This window comes from Candidatus Thiothrix putei (assembly GCA_029972225.1).
GTDB lineage: Bacteria > Pseudomonadota > Gammaproteobacteria > Thiotrichales > Thiotrichaceae > Thiothrix > Thiothrix putei.
Genome location: CP124756.1, coordinates 2,857,705 through 2,878,949 on the forward strand (window position 1 = coordinate 2,857,705; position 21,245 = coordinate 2,878,949).

Here is a 21,245-nt window from a genome sequence, read left to right on the forward strand (position 1 = left end):
ATGAGTCTTCCACAACCGCTCATTTCACATTCCTTATTCCGTGCTTATGACGTGCGTGGTGTGTATGCTGATAACCTCACCGAACACAGTGTGCGCTTGATCGGGCAAGCCATCGGCTCAGAATTGCGTGAGCGGGGTGAGCAAGCGGTGGTGGTTGGGCGCGATGGGCGACTTTCCAGCCCAGCATTAGCGCAAGCAGCGATTGAAGGCTTAATGGCGGCGGGTTGTCGTGTCACCGATGTGGGTTTAGTGCCAACGCCAGTATTGTATTTCGCCGTGCAGTCGGGGCTTGCGCCGCACGGGGTGATGATTACCGGCAGCCACAACCCTCCCGACCAAAACGGCATTAAAATCGTGATCAACGGTGAATGCCTGTACAACGAGCGCATTCAACGCCTGTACGAACGCATTATTCGCGGGGAACTCTGGCATCAACCCACAGCGGGAAGTGTGCGAACCGCCAGTATTCTGAGCGCGTACCAACACACGGTATGCCAGCAAGTCCACCTGCAACGCCGCTTGCGGATTGGGCTGGATTGCGGCAATGGCGCTACCGCATTGTTAGCAGAACGTTTTTTTCGGGATTTGGGTTGCGAGGTTCACCCGCTATTTTGTGAAGTCGATGGCAATTTTCCCAATCATTCCCCCGACCCGACCCAACCTGCGAATCTGCAAGCGCTGCAAACCTTGATACGCGCACAAGGGCTGGATATTGGCATTGCCTTTGATGGCGATGGCGACCGCTTGATTGCCGTCGATGGTAATGGGCATATTCTCTGGCCGGATCGTATCCTCATCCTGCTGGCGCAAGCGGTATTGCCACAACAGCCGGGGCGCACCGTTGCCTATGACGTGAAATGCACCTATCGGCTCGATCAGGCTATCCGTGATGCAGGCGGCATTCCCGGCATGTGCATTAGCGGGCATTCCCTGCTGAAAAAATACATCCGTGAACACAACGCGGTATTAGGTGGGGAATTCAGTGGACATATTGTGCTACGCGATCGCGGCATGGAATACGACGATGGCATGTACATTGCCGCGCGTTTGCTGGAAGTGTTATCGCAGGAAACCGCTACTCCGGCGCAAGTGTTCGCCCGCATCCCCGAAGGTTTCAGCACCCCAGAACACAAGGTGTATTTTGCCTCCTATGAAGCAGCGACAGCAGCCATGCAATGTTGGATACAAGATCAGCAACTGCAAGCGCAACGCCTGCTCACACTCGATGGAATGCGTGCCGAATACGCCGACGGCTGGGGTTTGGCGCGTGCCTCCAATACCAGCCCCACCATTACTTTGCGCTTTGAAGCCGATACGCCGCAACGCTTAGAAGCCATCCGCGCCCTGTTCCGCGCCGATATTCAACGCCTGCAATTGACCCCGGAGGCATTGCCGTTTTAATCTTGCTCCCCTTACCCTCAAGGATTCTCACCACATGAGCAAGAAACAAAGCAGTTCGCAAGACAATGACCCGGAATTCTGGGACTTGGCAGAGAAATTTATTGAGTTGGCGAATACTTCGGTCGATACCAGCGATTTAGGCAAAGTTGGCGCTGCCATGCTGTATGCAGCGGCACGCTTCAACACTTTCGTGGTTGCTGCCTCTTCGCTTGACCGCAAAGAATTCATCGAAGACGCTGACGACACGATGGATTACCTCAGCAAACAATTCCGCCACATGCTCGGCGACAACCTGCGTGATTTCAAAGACAACTACAAGGTCTATATCAAACATGACGACGAACAGCCCGAATAATACCGCTGCTATTCTGATGGAGGCGTTGCCTTACATCCAAAAATATTCTGGCAAAACCATTGTGGTCAAATACGGCGGCAATGCCATGACTGACCCCGCATTGCAACAAAGTTTTGCCCGTGACATCGTGCTGCTGAAACAAGTCGGCATTAATCCCGTCGTCATTCACGGTGGCGGCCCGCAAATCGGCAACCTGCTCAAACAAATCGGCAAGGAAAGCCATTTCGTGGATGGAATGCGTGTCACTGATGCTGAAACCATGGACGTGGTGCAAATGGTGCTAGGTGGTTTGGTTAATAAGCAAATCGTCAATATGATCAACCAAGCAGGCGGACGCGCGATTGGTTTGACCGGTAAAGACGGCAATATGATCATTGCCCGCAAGCTGGTACTGGAACGCAAAGCTGCCGAAAACCAACCCTCTGAAATCATTGACCTTGGTCATGTTGGCGAAGTCATTGAGATTGATGCCAGTGTGGTGCGGATGCTGGAAGAGGATCGCTTCATCCCCGTAATTGCCCCCATTGGCGTAGGGCGCGACGGCACGAGTTACAATATCAATGCCGACATTGTGGCGGGCAAAATGGCGGAAGTCTTAAATGCTGAACGTTTGCTACTCCTAACCAATACTCCCGGTGTACTCGATAAACAAGGCACTTTAATCGAAACCCTGAGTCAGGCTGGCATTCAAGACTTGATCGCCGACGGCACGATTCAGGGCGGTATGTTACCGAAATTGGCTTGCGCTACCGATGCCATTTCAGCGGGCGCGAAAAGTGCCAGTATTATTGATGGTCGAGTGCCGCACGCAGTGTTGCTGGAGCTGTTGACGGATCAGGGCGTGGGAACGATGGTGACTCCTTAAGCAACTTGCTCAAGCGTTCCCGGTCTTTTTCATAACGCTGGCGCAGACGGTCTTGCTCGGTTTGGTTTTCCTGCAAGGCCTGATCGTAAACTGCCAGCGTTTTTTCAGCATCGTCGACATAACCTTGGAGTTTTTCACGCTTGGTGAAGTCGTCTATTTTACTCACCTGTGCTTTCACAGAAGCTAATTTAGCCTCCAAAGAGGCGCGGCGCTCATTGATAGACTCGGTATTTTTAGCCAGCACCGCTAACTTACTATGAAAAACAGCTTCAAGCTCACTGGTATCGGCATAATTAGCCAGCAGGTGATTGTCTTGTTCTTGTTGTTTATTTTCCATAGCATCGCGTAGTTTTGCTAAGGTCTCACGGCGTTTAAGTGCGGCAATGTCTTCCTCACTCGGTGCTGCGGGGAAGGTTTCAATCGTCATGCCTTGCTTATTGAGCTGACTATGCCCTTGCTTTTCGATAGTGGGGGGTACAACATCTGAATAATGCACTGCACCAGCAGCATCTACCCAGCGGTATAAGCCAGCTTGCACTCCATTAGCGCAGAGCAACATGGCAGCTACAACGATACGCGATAATGTGATAAATGGGCTCATAATCTATAAAAATATCAAATGATTTATATACCCAGATTTTTATCACTTACTCACTCATAAATCGCTGTACAGGCAGAAGAGCGGGGGAATTAGCGTTACGAAATGCACAATGCCCCAAAGCAAGGGGCATTGCAGCACTTAAATGTTAGCGAACGGTGTAGAAGGCATCCGGCACGCTAGAGCGGATACGCCCCAAGTTGGCTTTAGCTTCACTTTCGCTACTGAATGGGACGCGCACTTTATAGTAGCCACCGACTTGATCAACCACCGCATTGAAGCCCATGGATTGCATCTGACTACGCATCGCTTCTGCCGTGCCGCTATTAGGGCTAGCAACGACCTGAACTGCATAAGAACCACCAGCAGTGTTGCTATAAGAGCCTGAATAACTACCGCTGGTACTACTGCTCGGTGCAGAATAATCGTAATAGCTGCCGCTGGTAGAACCAGTCGTTGTGCTGCCATAAGCAGAACTACCGGTTGAACTGCCTGCACCGTAGTCATAATAAGAGCTATTATTAGGCGTTGTGCCAGTGTTATAACCGTAATCAGTGGAAGCCGTAGTTGTCGTGCCATAACTATTAGCACCGTAATCACCGCCAGTCGTTGCCCCTGCTTGCGGAGCTGTTCCAGGTACAGGTGCGCAACCAGCCATTAATGCTGCCAAAGCCAGCGCAACCGCGCTCATTTTCATTTGATTGTTCATAAGTCTAAGCCCCAAGTGCTAATGGATTGTTGTTTTGATAGACAATGCTATGTTTACGAAGGTTCCCAAACAAGCTGTCATTCTTAAGAAAAATGTTCGTAGCCCTGTCGGTTATCAGCAAAGGTGTAATCAATGACCAAACCGTCCTGATTCGCATCCACTTCCCCGATAACCGTGACCTGAACCTGTTGCCTACCTGCTGCTTGCTGCACCTCGCATAAATTTTGCTTGGGCATGGTAAACAATAATTCGTAATCATCGCCTCCCCTGAGTGCAAAGTCCAGTCTTTGTGCTAATGCAATGTGTTGTAATGCCGCAGAAAAGGGGATCAAAGTATGTTGCAACCGCGCCCCCACCCCCGATGCACGTAACAAATGCCCCAAATCAGCCAATAAGCCGTCGGAAATATCCATGCAAGCATTGGCTCTTCCTAACAAGCTATTCGCGAATGCCAAACGTGGCGAAGGGTAATTCAAACGTTGAATGCAAAACGCTGCTGCCTCCGTCGGTAATATCAAACGTTGTTGCAAGACGGCCAAGCCTGCCGCTGCATCCCCTAAAGTACCAGACACGCAAATAAGATCACCGTGTTGCGCTCCGCTACGCAATAATGCTTTACCCGACTCTACGAAACCCATGACCTGAATGGTGATACTCAAAGCACCCCGCGTCGTGTCACCTCCAATCAAAAAGATCCCATGCTGTTCCGCCAACTCCCGCATTCCCCGCGTGAACTCCCTGACCCAGCCCTCATCAGCCATAGGCATCGATAAAGCCAAGGTAAACCAGACCGGTTCCGCCCCCATCGCCGCAAGATCACTCAAATTCACCGCCAAGGCTTTATAGCCGATAGCATGTGGCGCAGTTTCCAGCGGAAAATGTACTCCCGCATTTGAGGTATCAACCGACACCACCAACTGTTTCGCTGCCGGAACCTGTAAAACAGCCGCATCATCACCCACACTAACGCACACATTGTCAGGCTTAGGTTGCCAGAAAAAATATTCGCGGATTAGATTAAATTCCGACATACTACCGCCCGTTAATCGCAAAATAATAAACTCTGGCAGATTTTCACAACCTCAGCCAGATGTTTTATGCTAAATGCTAACAATGGAACAGCCAACGCGGGCTGTACGTTTTCTTGCTGGAGCATAAATGGATACAAGCTCAGAAACAAAAATTGGATGCTTACACGTCGTTGGCGTGATTTTATTAACAGTATTTATCTCTGTAAGCGTCACGCTGTGGGTTATTCAATACTTTTTATTTCCCAAACCGTTTCAACCTGTCACCCTTGATGAGCATGAAACGACGGTATTGGAACAAAAGCTCCAACGAATCGGTTTACCCACACCTGCGGACGATCTCACACCCGAACCGTATACCGAAGTTGGTGCAAGCCGTGAAATTTCGCTCACGGAAAAAGAGCTGAATGCTTTGCTTGCCAAAAACACTGACATGGCAGAAAAAGCGGTCATCGACCTTGCTGACAACCTTGCCAGCGCCAAAATCTTGCTGCCACTTGACCCCGACTTCCCGTTTATTGGCGGCAAAACGCTCAAAGTGAATGCGGGCATGGAATTGGCTTACGCCAACAATAACCCGATTATCAAGCTCAAAGGCGTAAGCGTCTGGGGCGTACCCGTGCCCAATGCTTGGCTGGGCAACCTGAAAAACGTGGATTTGGTCAACGAATTTGGCGGCGATGCAGGTTTCTGGCAGTCCTTCGCCGCCGGTGTCGACAACATCCATGTTGCAGAGGGGCATTTGCTCATCAAGCTCAAGGAATAACGCCTACAGCACCGTACCACCGCGTGTGGTCGGGTCATACGCCAAGGTCATGCCAGATGCGCTATCCGCCGCGAACTGCGCCAATACCGCCTCCGCTTCCGCCCAAGTCGGCTGTTGTTTTACCTGCTCAAGCGGCGTGAAATGACGGCTGTATAAGCGTGCCAACCGCGCTTGTGCCGCCGTGTCGCGATAATCCGCCAAGGCTTCCACCACCGCAATGGCGGCTGCACGGTTATTACACATCAACAACTGATCGCAACCCGCTGCCAACGCTGCTTTTGCCCGCCCCACAAAATCGCCTGCGGCTGCCGCTGCTGCCATATCCAAGGCATCGCTGAAGATTGCGCCCTGAAAACCCATTTGCCCGCGCAAAATGTCTCGCAACCACCGCGTTGAAAACCCGGCTGGCGCAGCGTCCACGCACGGATACACCACGTGTGACGGCATCACCGCCTCCAGTCCTTGAGCAATCAAATGCTCGAACGGCGCAATGTCTTCCGCCCACAACGTTTCCCAGCCACGCTCGTCACACGGCAAGGCTTCGTGCGAATCCGCGCTCACACCGCCATGACCGGGGAAATGCTTGCCGACCGACACCATGCCCGCCAAACGTGCGCCCTGCATCCACGCGCAGGTCAATGTCATCACTGTTTGCGTGTCTTGCCCAAAGGCACGATCACCAATCACCCGACTTAACCCACGATCAATATCCAACACGGGCGCAAAGCTGAAATCCACGCCCACCGCTTGCAACTCGGATGCCATCAACCAGCCCATGCGTTGCACCGCGTGCTTGGCAACGTCTGGTGAGTGTTGATACAACGCCGCGTAATACCCCGCTGGCGGCAAACGGTGGAAACCATCCCGAAACCGTTGCACACGCCCGCCTTCCTGATCGACCGCCACCAGCAAATGCGGTTCGCGCACTGCCCGAATCGCCGCTGTCAACGCCGCCAATTGCGCCGGATTTTGGTAATTACGCGCAAACAAAATCACGCCCCCAACGGCGGGATGTTGCAATAATTCACGGTCTTCGGCACTCAACTCCGTACCGGCTACATCCAGCATGACTGGCCCCAATGACATTTGCTTACTCCTTTTGCTCACACAGTTGTGATACGTTTACGCCATGATACAAACCTTACACCACAGCGACGATGAATTCGGCTCAATCACGGTACTCGATGATGGCGAATGCCGCATTCTAGCCTTTGCCCCCAATGATGAGCAAAGCCGCTGTTTAAAAGCCGCCCCGCACGTCTTGCAATACGAATACACCCAAGCGATGTTGCTGGTACTGCTGTTTTGTCAACCGAAGCGCGTGCTGATTCTGGGCTTAGGAGGCGGCAGCTTAGTCACCGCTTTGCATCGCCACATTCCCGGCATTCACATCACCGCCGTGGAGTTACGCGCCACCGTCATCGACATCGCCCACCGTTTTTTCCAAATGCCGCGCAGCAAACGCCTGCAAATTATCCAGCAAGATGCCGACGATTTTCTGAGTAATGCAGAATTACGCAAGGTTGACGTAGTATTCGCCGACCTCTACCACGGCGATGGTGTCGATCAAGTGCAATTACGTGCCGATTTCGTCGCCCGCTGTGCTGCTAATCTCAAGGAAGACGGCTGGCTGGTGCTGAATTGCTGGACAGAACACCGCGAAGACCCGCTGTTACGCGATGCTTTACGCGCACACTTTACCGACATTCGCACCGTGCTGACGGGCAGCAAAAACTGGGTGATCCTCGCGGGCAAAGTGCCTGACTTTCAAACGACCCGCGCTTTGAAAGACACCGCCGAACACCTCAGTGCGTCCCTAGGGTTTCCGCTCATGCGTGCTTTGATGCGCTCGCGGGCATTAGGCGAATAGCCTGTGTTATCATGCTTTCTACCCACTTAATCGGAAAAAACCATGCGCAAACTGCCACGCTTGTTCCTCGTTCTCTGTTTAACCTACGCCCCGTTTGCCTTCGCCGAAACCGTGTTGAAGCGCGGCAATGGCACTGAACCGGAAACGCTGGATATTCACCAATCCTCCGGCGTGTCTGAGGCGAATATTCAGCGCGATATGTTTGAAGGGCTGGTCACAGAAGATGCGTTTGGCAAGCTGCAACCCGGTGTGGCAGAAAAATGGGACATCAGCGCCGACGGTAAGCGCTACACCTTCCATTTGCGCAAAGACAGCCAATGGTCAGATGGCACAGCGTTGACGGCTGACGATTTTGTGTACGCCTACCAGCGGGCGCTTGCCCCGGAAACCGCTTCGGACTATGCCTTCATCCTCTGGCCGATTGCAGGCGCGGAAGCCTTCAACAAAGGTGAGCAAAAAGACCCTGCCAGCATTGGCGTGAAAGCCCTAGACCCGCAAACCCTAGAAATCAACCTCAAAGCACCCACCTCCTATTTTCTTGGCATGTTAATGCACCCAATGGCATTCCCCATCCCGAAACAAGCGGTTGAAAAAGCGGGTAAAGACTGGCTCAAGCCTGACAATATCCGCTGCAACGGCGCATATTGCCTGAGCGAATGGACACCGCAAGCCCACGTCAAATTGGTGAAAAACCCGCATTACCGCCGCGCCGCTGAGGTGAAAATCGACAGCGTGTACTACATCCCCACCGAAGATCAGAACAGCGAACTCAAACGCTACCGTGCCGGGGAAATCGACATTACTTACGATGTACCTTCTGATCAGATTAAAACCGTCGCGCAAGATTTCGCCGCAGAATTCCACAGTACGCCGTACATTGGCACGTACTACTACGCGCTCAATCTGGAAAATCCCGCCTTCAAGGAAAACCCCAAGTTGCGTCGCGCCCTCTCTCTGGCGTTAGATCGCGACATTCTCACCGAAAAAATTACCCAAGCCGGTGAAATACCCGCGTGGGGTTGGGTTCCGCCCGTCAATAATTACACCCAGCAAAACATGGAAGAAAAAGCGCTGGATAAAGCCGCTCGCACCAAACTTGCCCAAGAGCTGTATGCCGAAAGCGGCTATGGCGCTGACAAACTGCTGGAACTCGAAATCCTCTACAACACCAGCGACAACAATAAAAAACTCGCGATTGCGGTCGCTGCGATGTGGAAACAAACCTTAGGTGTAAAAACCAACCTACGTAATGAAGAGTGGAAAGTCTACCTCAACTCACGCAAGCAAAAGCAGTTCCAAGTAGTACGCTCCAGTTGGATTGGCGATTACAACGATGCACACACGTTCCTCAGCCTGTTCAAGTCAGATGTGGGTGAAATGAACACCTCTGGCTACAAGAACCCCGAATTCGACCGTTTAATGGCAGAAGCCGAAACCCAAACCGACGCCAAAAAGCGCCAAGAAGCGATGGAACAAGCCGAACGGATCCTACTGGCGGATACGCCGATCATCCCGATTTACTACAACACCACTCAACACTTGGTCAGCCCGAAAATCACCGGATGGGAAGACAATGTGATGGATGTGCATCCAACCCAATATCTGGGGCTGAAATAACCCTTGGCAACCGACCATGCACAGTCTGTGCTCTTATAGCCATGGCTGTGCATGGTTAACATTCCAGCGCCTAAACATAATCCAATAAAATAGAGCGGCTACCACCACAAAACTGATTAAGCTGATCAATGGGTCAACCTGACTGGCGGTGAATAATGCAGGTGACGGCAACGCTGAATTAGCATAATTCATAATCAATACGGTAAACAGATTATTAGCGGCATGAACACCAATCGCTAACTCCAGTGAGTTGCTCTTCACGGTAATAATGGCTAGGAACAATCCCATTAACAAATACAACAGAGGAATTAAATATTTATCCTCACCCATTTCTGGGTTTGCCAAGTGCGCTGCCATGAATAGCAAGGAAGACCCAAGGACAGGAATAATCGCTCTGCGGCTCAACAAACCCAAACCCTGCATAAAGTACCCGCGAAATAAAAACTCTTCCGCTGCCGCCTGAAGCGGGGTCACAAATAATGCGATGGGTAAAAATATCAAGAATTGCCTTGGGTCAAATGTCACTTGATAAGTATGGGGATGCCATAATGAGCGACTTGCAAAATCCGACAAACTGAGTTGCTCAATTTTCAGCATTGACCGAACGCCGCATATTCAGCCGATTTTTTACTCAATTTGACCAACGAAACCTGAGCTTTTTCAGTTTTACCGTAACTTTTGCTAAATTTCACCCATACCGATGCGACTGCTCCTGTTTTTCAGTCAGTCTTCCCGTGTTTTTTCAAACCCAGTCGCTTTATAACAAGACACGCATCAGTTGATCAGCACTCAACACCAAAATCCCAAACATCAAGTGGCTGTAAACTTTTTGCGCACCTTGCACCCACACATTCCGACCACCAAATTCATCCTTCAGGCGGGCATTGGTTCGTTCTACGGTGCTGCGAATTTTGTAACGCTCGGCATCAGCAGGTTCAAACGCTTCTTTCTGTCCGCCGCGAGGATTGTGATCAATCAGAGGGACATGCCCCAGATGACGGCTGTATTCGTGCAAATCAGCACTGCAATAGGCCGCATCCATCAGGTCGTAGAGACTGGTGACACGTTGGGCACTGATTTGAGAGAGTGGGATGGCTGCCCCGCTGTCGTGAAAGGAGGCGGAAGACAGAATGGCTGCTATCGGGACACCACAATCGGCGGTATCGATATGCAGTTTGTAGCCGTTCCAACTGTGCTTGTAGCCTTGGGCATTCTTCTTCGTCCCCCGGTTACACTGAACCGGTATCTCATCGAGTGCTTGCTGAAGTGACTGTTCCCGTTGGCGCTGAATCCGTGTTTGCCCTTGTTTTTTCTTTGGCTTTTCCTCGGCAACAGGCCGTTCACGTGCCTCAATGGCTGTTGAATCCCGACACAGGTGGCCGATCAGCGCATCGCCCAAATACGTTTTCACCAACGTTTCATGCACACGTTCCGCTAAACGCTGTTCAGCAAATTCAGCGAAGGCACGTGAAAAGGTGGATTCGGAAGGCAGTTTCTTGGTCAGGGGAAACCCGCAGATGCGTCGCAGGGAGCGATCGTTTTGCAGCCGGTCAATGAGTGCTCGCGTATTGACAATATTGAGCACGCTTTTGGCGACAAAAGCATTGGCAAACCAAGATCGCTCCGTCGCTGGCCGTCCAGACCCATCACGAAAAGAGCGCACAAAATCTTCAATGCGCGTCAGCTCCAGTACGTGAATGAGCTTTTCAAGCTTGGGGGTCAATGTGCCAAAGGCATCATTGAAGCCATCTCCTTATACACAAGTCCCCAAGCTGATGTAAGATAAGCAATTTTCACCCATGAACTGGTCATCTACCGAACTCACCGATCTTGATTTGGGAGACAAGCGTCTCGAAACACGAGCCGCCCATATCCTCAAAGCCATGCTGAAAGCCCCCCAGTCCAGCATCCCTAAGGCTTGCCAAAGTTGGTCAAGCACCTTGGCGACGTACCGTTTCTTCTGGAATGAAGCGGTGAGCCATGATGCTTTGATGGCATCCCACTTTGAAGCGACAGAGTGCCGAATTCGTCAACAAGATTCGCGGATTATCCTGTGTATTCAAGATACGACCGAACTGGACTTCAATGGACAAGAAACCGAGGGTTTAGGGCGGTTATCCTACGACAAGCAACGCGGGATGTACCTGCATCCGACCTTGTGTATTACCCCAGAACGTTTGCCGTTGGGCATCACCGATACGTGGATGTGGTCACGGGGATTGAGCAAAGCTGCCGACCAAGCCAACCCCAGCATCAAAGAAAGCCGCCGCTGGATTGAAGGGTATGAACGGGTAGCCGAACTGGCGGCACGCTGCCCTGAACACCGCCTCATTTATACTGGCGACCGTGAAAGCGACTTTTATGACTTACTCAAACGGGCGCAAGCCTTGGATTACCCGGCTGACCTGCTGATACGGGCGCAACATAACCGGGCTTTGGGGGATGACCTCAAACTGTGGGATGCCATTGATCAACAAAAAGCGTTGACTCGTATCACCTTTACCAAACCGCGCAAGCAGGGTGAAAAGCCCCGCAAAGTGGTACAAGAAATCAAGGTGTTACGTTATACCTTGCGTCCCAAGAGTAAGCATCCGATGCTATTGACCTTGGTGCAAGCCAAAGAAATCAACCCACCCGCCGGAAAATCGCCCTTCATTTGGCGTTTAGTCACCAACCGCTGTGTGGAGACCGCCGATGCTGCCTGTGAACTCATCGACTGGTATCGGGCACGTTGGGAGATCGAGATGTTTTTTGATGTCCTCAAAGTCGGTTGTCGCGTCGAAAAACTGCAACTGGACACCAAAGAGCGCATCGAAAAAGCCCTCGCGCTCTACATCATGGTGGCTTGGCGGATTATGTTTCTGATGCGGTTGGGGCGTACCTGCCCAGAACTTCCGGCTGATCTGGTGTTTGACCCCTTGGAATGGAAAGTATCCTTCCGGCTCGGCAAAAAAGCACTACCCGATGGCATACCTACCCTCAATCAAGTGATCCGCAATCTGGCAGAACTGGGCGGCTTTCTGGGCAGAAAATCCGACGGCGAACCGGGGTCTAAAAGTATCTGGCTTGGCTACTCAAGGGTGCTTGACTGCATTTATGGCATTCAGATGGCTAGTGAGTTGGGGGAGGACTGATTTGTGTATAAGGAGATGCATTGAAGCAAGGCAGTATTTCAATTTGCAGCAAACTCCAGCGTTGTGCAATCAGGGCGCGTTCGGTAGAATTCATAGCGTGGGCTTAATGGTTGTTTTGATGCTTCTATTATCGCCGAAAACGGCAGCCCACACTTCTTTTTTCCTTCAGATGAAGGAAGGTTCACGCTGAAAATGTAATTTTGCAAGTGGCTCCTTTACAAGAAGTGCTGGCGTATTCATTTGATCTTCCCCAAAGTGTGGCAAACCACTGGATACACCGCTTGTGTCCCGTATTACAAAGTGCATTGGATAACATGGGACATAAGCCCATTCGACTATCCTCAGAATTAATGGAACGGCTAGCAGAAGAAGGGCAACAGGAATTGATTATTGACGGAACAGAGCGGAGAATCCAGCGCCCCGTGGATAATGATGTCCAGCGCGAATACTATAGTGGTAAAAAAAAAGCCCATACGGTTAAAAACAATGTCATCGTTGGCTGTGCTGACAGACATATCAAATACTTAGGGGATACTCACTCAGGCAAGAAGCATGACAAGAAAATTGCCGATGAGGAGCAGACCCAATTACCGGAGGGTTCTGTGATTTTACGTGATTTAGGCTTCAAGGGGGCTGACATGGGAAAAGGTGTCACCGTCATTGAGCCAAAAAAGAAGCCACGGAATAAATGCCTGACCCCACAAGAAAAAGAAGAAAACCGTCAAATTTCTGCCCGCAGGGTAGTCGTTGAACATATCATCAGTGGTATTAAACGCTGCCGATGCCTGAAAGATGTGTACCGTAATTTAAAAGATGACTTTGATGACCAGATTATGGAAATTGCTTGCGGACTACACAACCTGAGAAACTCCATGCGAAATCCAATCTATTGAAAGTTTTAAAAACTTTTCGATAATTATTATTTATAGATAATGTCTGAGCCACTTGCAAAATTACATTTTCAGCGTGAACCTTCCTTCATCTGAAGGAAAAAAGAAGTGTGGGCTGCCGTTTTCGGCGATAATAGAAGCATCAAAACAACCATTAAGCCCACGCTATGAATTCTACCGAACGCGCCCTGATTGCACAACGCTGGAGTTTGCTGCAAATTGAAATACTGCCTTGCTTCAATGATGCCTTTGGCACATTGACCCCCAAGCTTGAAAAGCTCATTCACGTACTGGAGCTGACGCGCATTGAAGATTTTGTGCGCTCTTTTCGTGATGGGTCTGGACGGCCAGCGACGGAGCGATCTTGGTTTGCCAATGCTTTTGTCGCCAAAAGCGTGCTCAATATTGTCAATACGCGAGCACTCATTGACCGGCTGCAAAACGATCGCTCCCTGCGACGCATCTGCGGGTTTCCCCTGACCAAGAAACTGCCTTCCGAATCCACCTTTTCACGTGCCTTCGCTGAATTTGCTGAACAGCGTTTAGCGGAACGTGTGCATGAAACGTTGGTGAAAACGTATTTGGGCGATGCGCTGATCGGCCACCTGTGTCGGGATTCAACAGCCATTGAGGCACGTGAACGGCCTGTTGCCGAGGAAAAGCCAAAGAAAAAACAAGGGCAAACACGGATTCAGCGCCAACGGGAACAGTCACTTCAGCAAGCACTCGATGAGATACCGGTTCAGTGTAACCGGGGGACGAAGAAGAATGCCCAAGGCTACAAGCACAGTTGGAACGGCTACAAACTGCATATCGATACCGCCGATTGTGGTGTCCCGATAGCAGCCATTCTGTCTTCCGCCTCCTTTCACGACAGCGGGGCAGCCATCCCACTCTCTCAAATCAGTGCCCAACGTGTCACCAGTCTCTACGACCTGATGGATGCGGCCTATTGCAGTGCTGATTTGCACGAATACAGCCGTCATCTGGGGCATGTCCCTCTGATTGATCACAATCCTCGCGGCGGACAGAAAGAAGCGTTTGAACCTGCTGATGCCGAGCGTTACAAAATTCGCAGCACCGTAGAACGAACCAATGCCCGCCTGAAGGATGAATTTGGTGGTCGGAATGTGTGGGTGCAAGGTGCGCAAAAAGTTTACAGCCACTTGATGTTTGGGATTTTGGTGTTGAGTGCTGATCAACTGATGCGTGTCTTGTTATAAAGCGACTGGGTTTGAAAAAACACGGGAAGACTGACTGAAAAACAGGAGCAGTCGCATCGGTATGGGTGAAATTTAGCAAAAGTTACGGTAAAACTGAAAAAGCTCAGGTTTCGTTGGTCAAATTGAGTAAAAAATCGGCTGAATATGCGGCGTTCGGTCAATGCTGAAAATTGAGCAACTCAGTTTGTCGGATTTTGCAAGTCGCTCGTCTATTATTTCCATACCACTTACGAAAATCCCCTCCTTTTTGACAAGGAAACCATCTATCAGTTTTAAACTTATTTTCATGCCAGAATCTTAGAAAATAATCATTGTTTCCAGTATCAAGACCCTTGCCAACATCAGAAAAATCTGACACTAATTGACTGTTAAATACTTCTCTCATTTTCTTTGTAACCCAATAAGCAATCGGGCTACTAGGAATTTTCTGAAAGTCGGCAGCAGATGCGCGAAAAACATTGCCTTTTACTTTATTATTACGATCATTATTAGGGGGAAAAGCAATCGGTTTATCATTGCAAATATCTTCGTATTCGATATAGCAAAAAGCTCCACTACTTTTTACACTTCCACTTAACTTCCAAACGGTTGCTGCTGTACCGAAAGCAATACCCATAACCATGTTCGCCATGTGAGCCATTGATTCCATAGATGTTGTTCTCATCAATTTAGCACGCAGCTTTTCATAGGATGATAGGAACATCCAGCTTTGCATAGTTACCATTGCACTGTAACCATACTTTGGAATCAGTTCCAAACCGCGTTCGATGAAGGCGGCGAACAGGTCGGATTTGGAGTCGGGATAGTGGTCTTTTAGCCAAGTGGCGAGGCGGGGGTTCATGCCTTTGCTGCCCATGTAGGGTGGGTTGGCGATGACGACGTGGTATTGGGGGCTGAGGTACGCCGCTTGCCGCAATACCTTGAGGACGCTGGCGTGCGTACCCGTCAAAAACAATTGCCCCGCCACGTCTTTGGCCTCCAGCGTCGCCAGTGCATCCGCCGCATTCCGCAACGCCGGGCGAATCAACGACCCGACATTATCCGCCTCCTCAAACTGCTTCAAAGTCTGGCGCAAATCCGCCGTAAACAAATCACGCCCCACAAACCCCACATAATCATCCACCGCCTGCGCACTCACCACCACCTTTTCCAAGCGGCAAATATTCGGCTTCAACGGCTTGCGGAAAAACCGCCGCCGATTATTCCCCGCCCCCAACGGATCACCCTTTAACGCCTTCATCGCCAACGCAAACGCCGCCAATTCCGCCGCCCGCTCATCAATCTCAATCCCATACAGATTATGCGTCAGAATCTTTTCGGGAATCTCCGCCGCGTCATACCCCGCATCCACATAAATCGCAAACAACAAATCATACGCATACGTCAATATATGCCCCGACCCACACGCCGGATCGCAAATCTTCAACTCCTCCGGCGTGCGGATTTTCAGAAAATCGCGCTCCGGCGTTTCCGGCTCAATATAATAAGCCATCTGCGCCCGAATTCCCGACTGCGGGCGATTCAATAACCACAAACGTCCCAGCGAATTCTCCACCAGATAACGCACAATCCAGTGCGGGGTAAATAACTGCGTCGCCGCCGGAATATTTTCCGCCGTAATCTTCTTATTGTTTTTCAGCCCCTCAAACACCTCATCTTTCTTTTCCGAGATGTAAAACTGATACAACCAGCCGATCACCTCCACACTCTCGCAAGCCTCCGGGGTCATCGCCTCGCGGGTATACGCCAGAATCGAATTTTCCGACAGCAAATCATCCGGCATCAGCAATTCGCTGTAATCATCAATCCTGGCAAACAAATACGGCATCAGCCGGTGATAATCATTGCACACCGCCACCACCAGCAAACGGTACGCCTCGCCCTGCGGGTCACGGCTGGGTGCTGCCCCACTCAATAATGCCAGCACCTGTTCACGCAACTTGCCGTGCAATAACCCCTCATCAATATGCCCCGCCTTGGCTTCCGCCAGAATTTCCGGCTGAAACTGCCCATCGGCAGGCGACACCACGCGGATGCGGTTGTAAGCGTTGGCATCCATAAACCGCAGCGCACACAAGCGGTTAAACCACAGGTAAGCAACCTGTTCCACCACCTGCTTGTCGCTGCTGGCGGCAAGCTGCTGCTCCAGTTCGGCGACCGCCAGCGGGTTTTCACGCCGCGCCGCACTGTCATGAGCCAGCACCAGCTTCAGCTTGCTGCCGACTTGGGTGAGCAGGGTGCGGCGGGCGGATTGGGCAAATTTTTTGAGTTTGGTGGTTTCCATGCGAGCTTTTTCTACTAAAGAACTAGAGGGGAAGGATAACAGGAAATAGCACTCCGAACATTCCCCCCCCCATCCCCAACCCTTCCCCCGCAAGGGGTGAAGGGAGCAAGAGGGGGCAGTCTGTCGGTGAATATTGCTTAGCCGGGTGAGGTTACTGACACTGGTTGGATGGAAAAACAAAATAACAAGATTCATCGTGATCTTGCCCGCAACCTGCGCAAGAACATGACAACACCCGAACAACAATTGTGGGAAGCTTTGAGGAAACGCCAACTCGACGGCTACCGTTTTCGCCGTCAAACACCATTGGGGCGTTACATCGCTGATTTTGTTTGCCTGGAAGCCCGGTTAGTGATTGAACTCGATGGCAATCATCATAACGACCAACAAGATTATGACCGTGAACGCGACAACTGGATGCAGCAACAAAATTTCCAAGTATTACGCTTTTGGAATCACGAAATCCTGAATGATCAGCAAGCCGTTTTACAACAAATTCGGCACGCCTTACACCGATAGGTGAAACCCCTCTTGCCCCCTTCACCCCTTGCGGGGGAAGGGCGGGGGATGGGGGGAACGTTCGGAGTGGGAAGGTAAATTCAATTACAACTGGTTAGGCTAATTTTATATGATAGCCATCTTGCAACAGGAAATACCGAATGAACGCTACTACACACATCAACATCGAAGTGGATAAGCAGACAGATGATGAACTGCAATTAGCCAAACGCCAGAAACAAATCTGGCGGGATAGTGGCTTTATCGGTGGTTTTAGCGGCCCAGAAGATTTGTCTGCCCGCTACAAACAATATCACTCCGAACGTTCCCCCCATCCCCAACCCCTTCCCCCGCAAGGGGTGAAGGGGCTAAGAAGTTAAGAAGTGCATTATACCGATAGGTGAAACCCCTCTTGCCCCCTTCACCCCTTGCGGGGGAAGGGCGGGGGATGGGGGGGGAACGTTCGGAGTGGTGCAGATTCAGTTACAACTGAACACGCTTCCCCGCCCGAACCAGCTTCAGCAATTCCCGCCGATAATGTTCAAGATAATCGTCGACCTCAGCCTCTGTCGACAACCAAGGCTGCGGGTAAGGCACACGGATGCTGCGGACAGCGACGGATTCGATGGCCGGTTCAGGTTCATTAACCACGGGTTTGGCAGGCGTAACACCTGATTTACCTGTCGGTTCCAGTTTGGGGCGCGACCACAACATCAGCTTCTGGATCAGCCCCGCATAAGTTTCATCCTCAAAGCGGCGTTGAATATCACGGATTACGGCAATCAACACTTGCTGCCCAATGTGCTGGCGGACTGTCTCGAAAGGCTGTAACAGCTCCTGCCGCCGCCCGCTATCCAGCGCATTGAATTGTTCAAACCCAAGCAGTTTTTGCTGCAAGGCTTCAATACCCGCCAACGCCTGTTGTTCCTCGTGCTGCCGCGCCTGAGCCAATTGTTGCTGCAACTCAGCCAGTTGCGCCTTGATACCCTGAATTTTATTGCTCTTGTAAACTTCAGGGTCAAGCAGGGCGGAATCCAGCAGTTCCGGCAAGTTACTTCCGGCATAGCTCAGGTTGGCTTTTTGCTCATCCAGAAATTGCCGTGCTTCCAGATAACTCGCTTTGTGCGCCCCCTTCATGAAACCCGTCAGCGGGTCGATGAGCTTTTCCTTGCGCTCAAACCAGATCGCTTCCTGATTCACCAGCTCACCAATGAACCAGGTATAGGGCTTGTCTTGCAGCGCCTTGAGTTCCTTGACCACTGATTCCAGCATCCGCAGGAACGGGAAACGGTTGCTCTGTGCCTGCAATTCCCGTAACGTTTCCAGCAATTCCCCGAAAGCACGTTGCACGTCCTGCGCCAGTGCCTTGGCTTCTGCCGCCGAGGTCATGCGCTCAAAAAAGTCGTTGTAGAATTCCTTCACGGCGCGTAATTGCGACTGGCTGAATTCCACCTGCGGGTCGAGGATCAGTTTGTCATGGGTAGCGGTATTGCGTAACGCCCGCGCCAGTTCCGCCTCATCCAGCAGATTGGTCGATTCGCGTACTTCCACCTTGCCACGGGCGCACAAGTAGGCCAGCGTACACAGCACCGCTGCAAACGACCAGCCGTAGGGCTTGCGTTCGAATCTGTCCAGCAGGGACTTGGCAGTGGTGCGCACTCCGCCCCGATGGTTGCCCTGAATAAACGACAGTACTTCCTGCTGGGCTTCCGGCAACGCGGCCTCATCACCCAACAAACCCTGCCCGCTACCTTGGCGGAGAATATCGGCAAGGTTGTTCTCGCTGTACTGCACCCCACGCAACATCCTGAGATTGGGGTAAGTGCGTTTGACCAACGCCTGAAAAGCGCGGATGGTTTTGTTCTGACCGTCTTCGCCGCTTAACTCGATTTCATGCCCTGCCACGAAAAACTTGGCGCTGCCCATCAGCTTGTTCACCAGCACCTTAAGCTGGTTGAGACGCTCCCCGTTCTGGCGGTTTTTCTCATCCAGAATGCGCTTGATGCTGTCCTGCTGGGTGGCGCGGGTTTCGTGGGCGACGTATTTTTCGGTTTGCTTGTACATCAGCAAATCACGCACCAGCCGCTCGCTGGCAGGCAACAGGATCACCAGCTCGTCCTTGTAGATACTGTCAACCCGGTGTTTTTCTTCTGCGCCAGCGTATTCGTGAAACGAGGTAATGACATTGATGGCGAGTTCATATTCACGCCCAGCCGCGTTGTCATCCAGCCGCCGGGTAAAGGCATAATCGCGCAGGTCTTCATCGGAACGGATTTTGCGCTGCTTCAATACGCCGTCATACACCAGCTTTTCCAGTTCGGCAGCCACCACCGCCTGGTCAATCGTGGTGTTTTTGATTTCCTGCTCTATGTCCTGCTCTTCATCGGTAAGGTAGGCGTATAACTCGCCATTACGCTGGATATAGGTTTCCTTTTCCAGCAGGTTGAGGGCTTCTTCCACCTGTGTTTTGAGGCTGGGCACATCGCGCTCAAAATGGTCATGCATCAACACGCACAGGTTGCGCACCGTCGGCTTGAAGTCCTTGACGTATTTGACCAGAAACAGGGCTTTCAACAAACGGATGGCAAACGGGTTATCCAGATGCCGCTCGGCTTTGAGAATGGATTGCTGGATGGCGGTTTTTAGGGCAGTACGGATACCTTCAAACATCAGGTCAAAGGTCGCCAGTTCCCCCAGTTCATGCGCCTTGATCGAAATGGCAACCTGCTGGAACACCCCCAACATGGAACGCTCACCCACAGAACTGTGTTTGCCTTCAAACGCACTGTGCAGGGAAAGGTTCTGGATCGCATCCTGAAACAGGGCAAACTGGTAGGGCACAAACGGGTAGCTATCGACAAAATGTTCCTGATCGCGGAAGTTGGGGCGGCTTTGTGTGCCATCAGCAAAATCAAACAGGGTTTTGAAGTTATTGGCGTGTTGCTGATACAAGGCTTCCAAGGATGGCGCAGCCCCAGCCTTTTTTTGCAACAGACGCCGCTGGATGACTTCCGCCACATTCTGACTGGTCAGTTTCATGCGGTTTTTGAAACGCGCCTGAATTTTGCTGAAGTCATTGCCCTGCTGCTTGCTGGTATCACCAATCACATTTTGCATGTCTTCCTGCGCCGTCACGATCACCCATGCCTGACCGTTGCATTTGGTCGCAAGGCTTTCTGCCACGGTTTGCAGGTTGGTCATCAGCTTGGTGTTGTCGGCGACGTATTGCCCGACTTCATCGACGAAGAAATTCAGCCGAAAGTTTGCGCCCTTGCTGTCAATATACTGTTTTACCTGTTCCGCAAAATCCTCGATGGAAAGGCGGTAGTCGCTGCGATACTTGTCGAGTATGTTGGTCGTCGCCTGCCCTGTGACCTGTTGGTAAGCCGCATCTATCTGCCGTGACACCCGCTTGGCACGCACCCGCCCCCATTCCCAGCTCTCCCCGGCCTTATCCTGAAAAGCCGCCTTGAAGGGTTCAAACAGCTTATCCATATCCAGCTCACGCTCAAACTGGGCAAGGTAAGGCTGTTTACCGAAATAACCGCAATGTTCATCAAACACTTTCACAAAAACAGCGATCAGCGCATTCAGTTCGGTTTTGCTGATGACATCGGCTTTCTGCTCGATATTGAACAGGATACTTTCGGAAGGGATGGTGACTGCCCGCTTCAAATTGCCGGAAAAGATACCGTCAGCGCGGCATCTGGGTTTATCCAGAAAGATGTCCAGCGCACTCCAGCCATCAACCGCCCGGTTTTCCAGCAACAACGCCAGCATTTTTAACAGATGGGATTTACCCGAACCGAAAAACCCGGAAATCCACACCCCGTTGGCTCCAGCATAATTCAGGTAAGCATCCAGAAACGCATCCAGTTGTTTGCCGACTTCATCGGTAATGACGTATTCATCCAGTTCCAGCAGCAGGCTGGCATCATCGTCCGCCTTGATGACACCCTCTATCGGGCGGGCTACATCCCGTTCAAACAGTTGTTGCAGTTGCATGA

18 protein-coding genes and 1 pseudogene are annotated in these 21,245 nt (G+C 51.3%); 11 read left to right on the forward strand and 8 right to left on the reverse strand.

Annotated features, from left to right (window positions below):
• Genes QJT81_14715 through argB form a run of 3 tightly spaced genes read left to right on the forward strand, consistent with a single transcriptional unit; the run spans position 1 to position 2,621 of the window.
• Positions 1-1,401, forward strand: a complete 1,401-nt coding sequence (locus tag QJT81_14715) for a phosphomannomutase/phosphoglucomutase (GenBank protein ID WGZ93066.1) — start codon at positions 1-3, stop codon at positions 1,399-1,401.
• 34 nt (positions 1,402-1,435) lie between these two features.
• Positions 1,436-1,756 (forward strand): DUF3144 domain-containing protein, encoded by a 321-nt coding sequence (locus QJT81_14720; protein WGZ93067.1) that lies wholly within the window; start codon positions 1,436-1,438, stop codon positions 1,754-1,756.
• Positions 1,734-2,621: an acetylglutamate kinase gene (argB, locus tag QJT81_14725; GenBank protein WGZ93068.1), complete on the forward strand. Its 888-nt coding sequence runs from the start codon at positions 1,734-1,736 to the stop codon at positions 2,619-2,621. Before QJT81_14720 ends, argB begins: the two co-directional genes overlap by 23 nt.
• Here the strand turns inward: argB and QJT81_14730 are convergent.
• From QJT81_14730 to thiL, 3 genes are all read right to left on the reverse strand, one after another.
• Positions 2,542-3,222, reverse strand: a complete 681-nt coding sequence (locus tag QJT81_14730) for a DUF4124 domain-containing protein (protein ID WGZ93069.1) — start codon at positions 3,220-3,222, stop codon at positions 2,542-2,544. The two genes, argB and QJT81_14730, sit on opposite strands and share 80 nt — an antisense overlap.
• Positions 3,223-3,367: 145 nt before the next feature.
• On the reverse strand, positions 3,368-3,916 hold the full coding sequence (locus QJT81_14735) for an SPOR domain-containing protein (GenBank protein WGZ93070.1): 549 nt from the start codon (positions 3,914-3,916) through the stop codon (positions 3,368-3,370).
• Between the two features lie 95 nt (positions 3,917-4,011).
• Entirely contained in the window at positions 4,012-4,959 is a 948-nt protein-coding gene (gene thiL / locus QJT81_14740; protein WGZ93071.1) for a thiamine-phosphate kinase, read from the reverse strand.
• Positions 4,960-5,134: 175 nt separating this feature from the next.
• On the opposite strand from thiL, the gene QJT81_14745 reads away from it, so the two are divergent.
• On the forward strand, positions 5,135-5,722 hold the full coding sequence (locus QJT81_14745; GenBank protein WGZ93072.1) for an arginine N-succinyltransferase: 588 nt from the start codon (positions 5,135-5,137) through the stop codon (positions 5,720-5,722).
• 3 nt (positions 5,723-5,725) lie between these two features.
• Here the strand turns inward: QJT81_14745 and nagZ are convergent, their stop codons facing one another.
• Complete coding sequence (gene nagZ, locus QJT81_14750; GenBank protein ID WGZ93073.1) at positions 5,726-6,808, reverse strand: beta-N-acetylhexosaminidase; 1,083 nt, start codon at positions 6,806-6,808, stop codon at positions 5,726-5,728.
• A 43-nt stretch (positions 6,809-6,851) separates the two neighbouring features.
• Between nagZ and QJT81_14755 the strand changes: the two genes are divergently transcribed.
• The gene (locus QJT81_14755) at positions 6,852-7,592 is read left to right on the forward strand and encodes a fused MFS/spermidine synthase (protein WGZ93074.1); all 741 of its coding nucleotides are present in this window, start codon (positions 6,852-6,854) and stop codon (positions 7,590-7,592) included.
• 42 nt (positions 7,593-7,634) lie between these two features.
• A complete protein-coding gene (locus QJT81_14760) occupies positions 7,635-9,209 on the forward strand; it encodes a peptide ABC transporter substrate-binding protein (protein ID WGZ93075.1) in 1,575 nt (524 codons plus the stop codon).
• A 33-nt stretch (positions 9,210-9,242) separates the two neighbouring features.
• Here the strand turns inward: QJT81_14760 and QJT81_14765 are convergent, their stop codons facing one another.
• Both QJT81_14765 and QJT81_14770 read right to left on the reverse strand, forming a co-directional pair.
• Positions 9,243-9,806 (reverse strand): CPBP family intramembrane metalloprotease, encoded by a 564-nt coding sequence (locus QJT81_14765; protein WGZ93076.1) that lies wholly within the window; start codon positions 9,804-9,806, stop codon positions 9,243-9,245.
• A 160-nt stretch (positions 9,807-9,966) separates the two neighbouring features.
• A pseudogene (locus QJT81_14770) lies at positions 9,967-10,938 on the reverse strand (transposase).
• Between the two features lie 70 nt (positions 10,939-11,008).
• Here QJT81_14770 and QJT81_14775 point away from each other — a divergent pair.
• The 3 genes from QJT81_14775 (at position 11,009) to QJT81_14785 (ending at position 14,456) form a co-directional block, all read left to right on the forward strand.
• The gene (locus QJT81_14775; GenBank protein ID WGZ93077.1) at positions 11,009-12,343 is read left to right on the forward strand and encodes an IS4 family transposase; all 1,335 of its coding nucleotides are present in this window, start codon (positions 11,009-11,011) and stop codon (positions 12,341-12,343) included.
• A gap of 206 nt (positions 12,344-12,549) precedes the next feature.
• Positions 12,550-13,236, forward strand: a complete 687-nt coding sequence (locus QJT81_14780) for a transposase family protein (protein ID WGZ96497.1) — start codon at positions 12,550-12,552, stop codon at positions 13,234-13,236.
• 164 nt (positions 13,237-13,400) lie between these two features.
• Entirely contained in the window at positions 13,401-14,456 is a 1,056-nt protein-coding gene (locus QJT81_14785; GenBank protein ID WGZ93078.1) for a transposase, read from the forward strand.
• 157 nt (positions 14,457-14,613) lie between these two features.
• Here QJT81_14785 and pglX read toward each other — a convergent pair whose 3' ends face one another.
• Positions 14,614-16,740 (reverse strand): BREX-1 system adenine-specific DNA-methyltransferase PglX, encoded by a 2,127-nt coding sequence (pglX, locus tag QJT81_14790; GenBank protein WGZ93079.1) that lies wholly within the window; start codon positions 16,738-16,740, stop codon positions 14,614-14,616.
• Between the two features lie 168 nt (positions 16,741-16,908).
• On the opposite strand from pglX, the gene QJT81_14795 reads away from it, so the two are divergent.
• Positions 16,909-17,259: an endonuclease domain-containing protein gene (locus QJT81_14795; protein ID WGZ93080.1), complete on the forward strand. Its 351-nt coding sequence runs from the start codon at positions 16,909-16,911 to the stop codon at positions 17,257-17,259.
• A 140-nt stretch (positions 17,260-17,399) separates the two neighbouring features.
• A complete protein-coding gene (locus QJT81_14800) occupies positions 17,400-17,618 on the forward strand; it encodes a hypothetical protein (protein WGZ93081.1) in 219 nt (72 codons plus the stop codon).
• 103 nt (positions 17,619-17,721) lie between these two features.
• Here QJT81_14800 and brxC read toward each other — a convergent pair whose 3' ends face one another.
• Positions 17,722-21,243, reverse strand: a complete 3,522-nt coding sequence (brxC, locus tag QJT81_14805) for a BREX system P-loop protein BrxC (GenBank protein WGZ93082.1) — start codon at positions 21,241-21,243, stop codon at positions 17,722-17,724.
• Positions 21,244-21,245 lie beyond the last annotated feature (2 nt).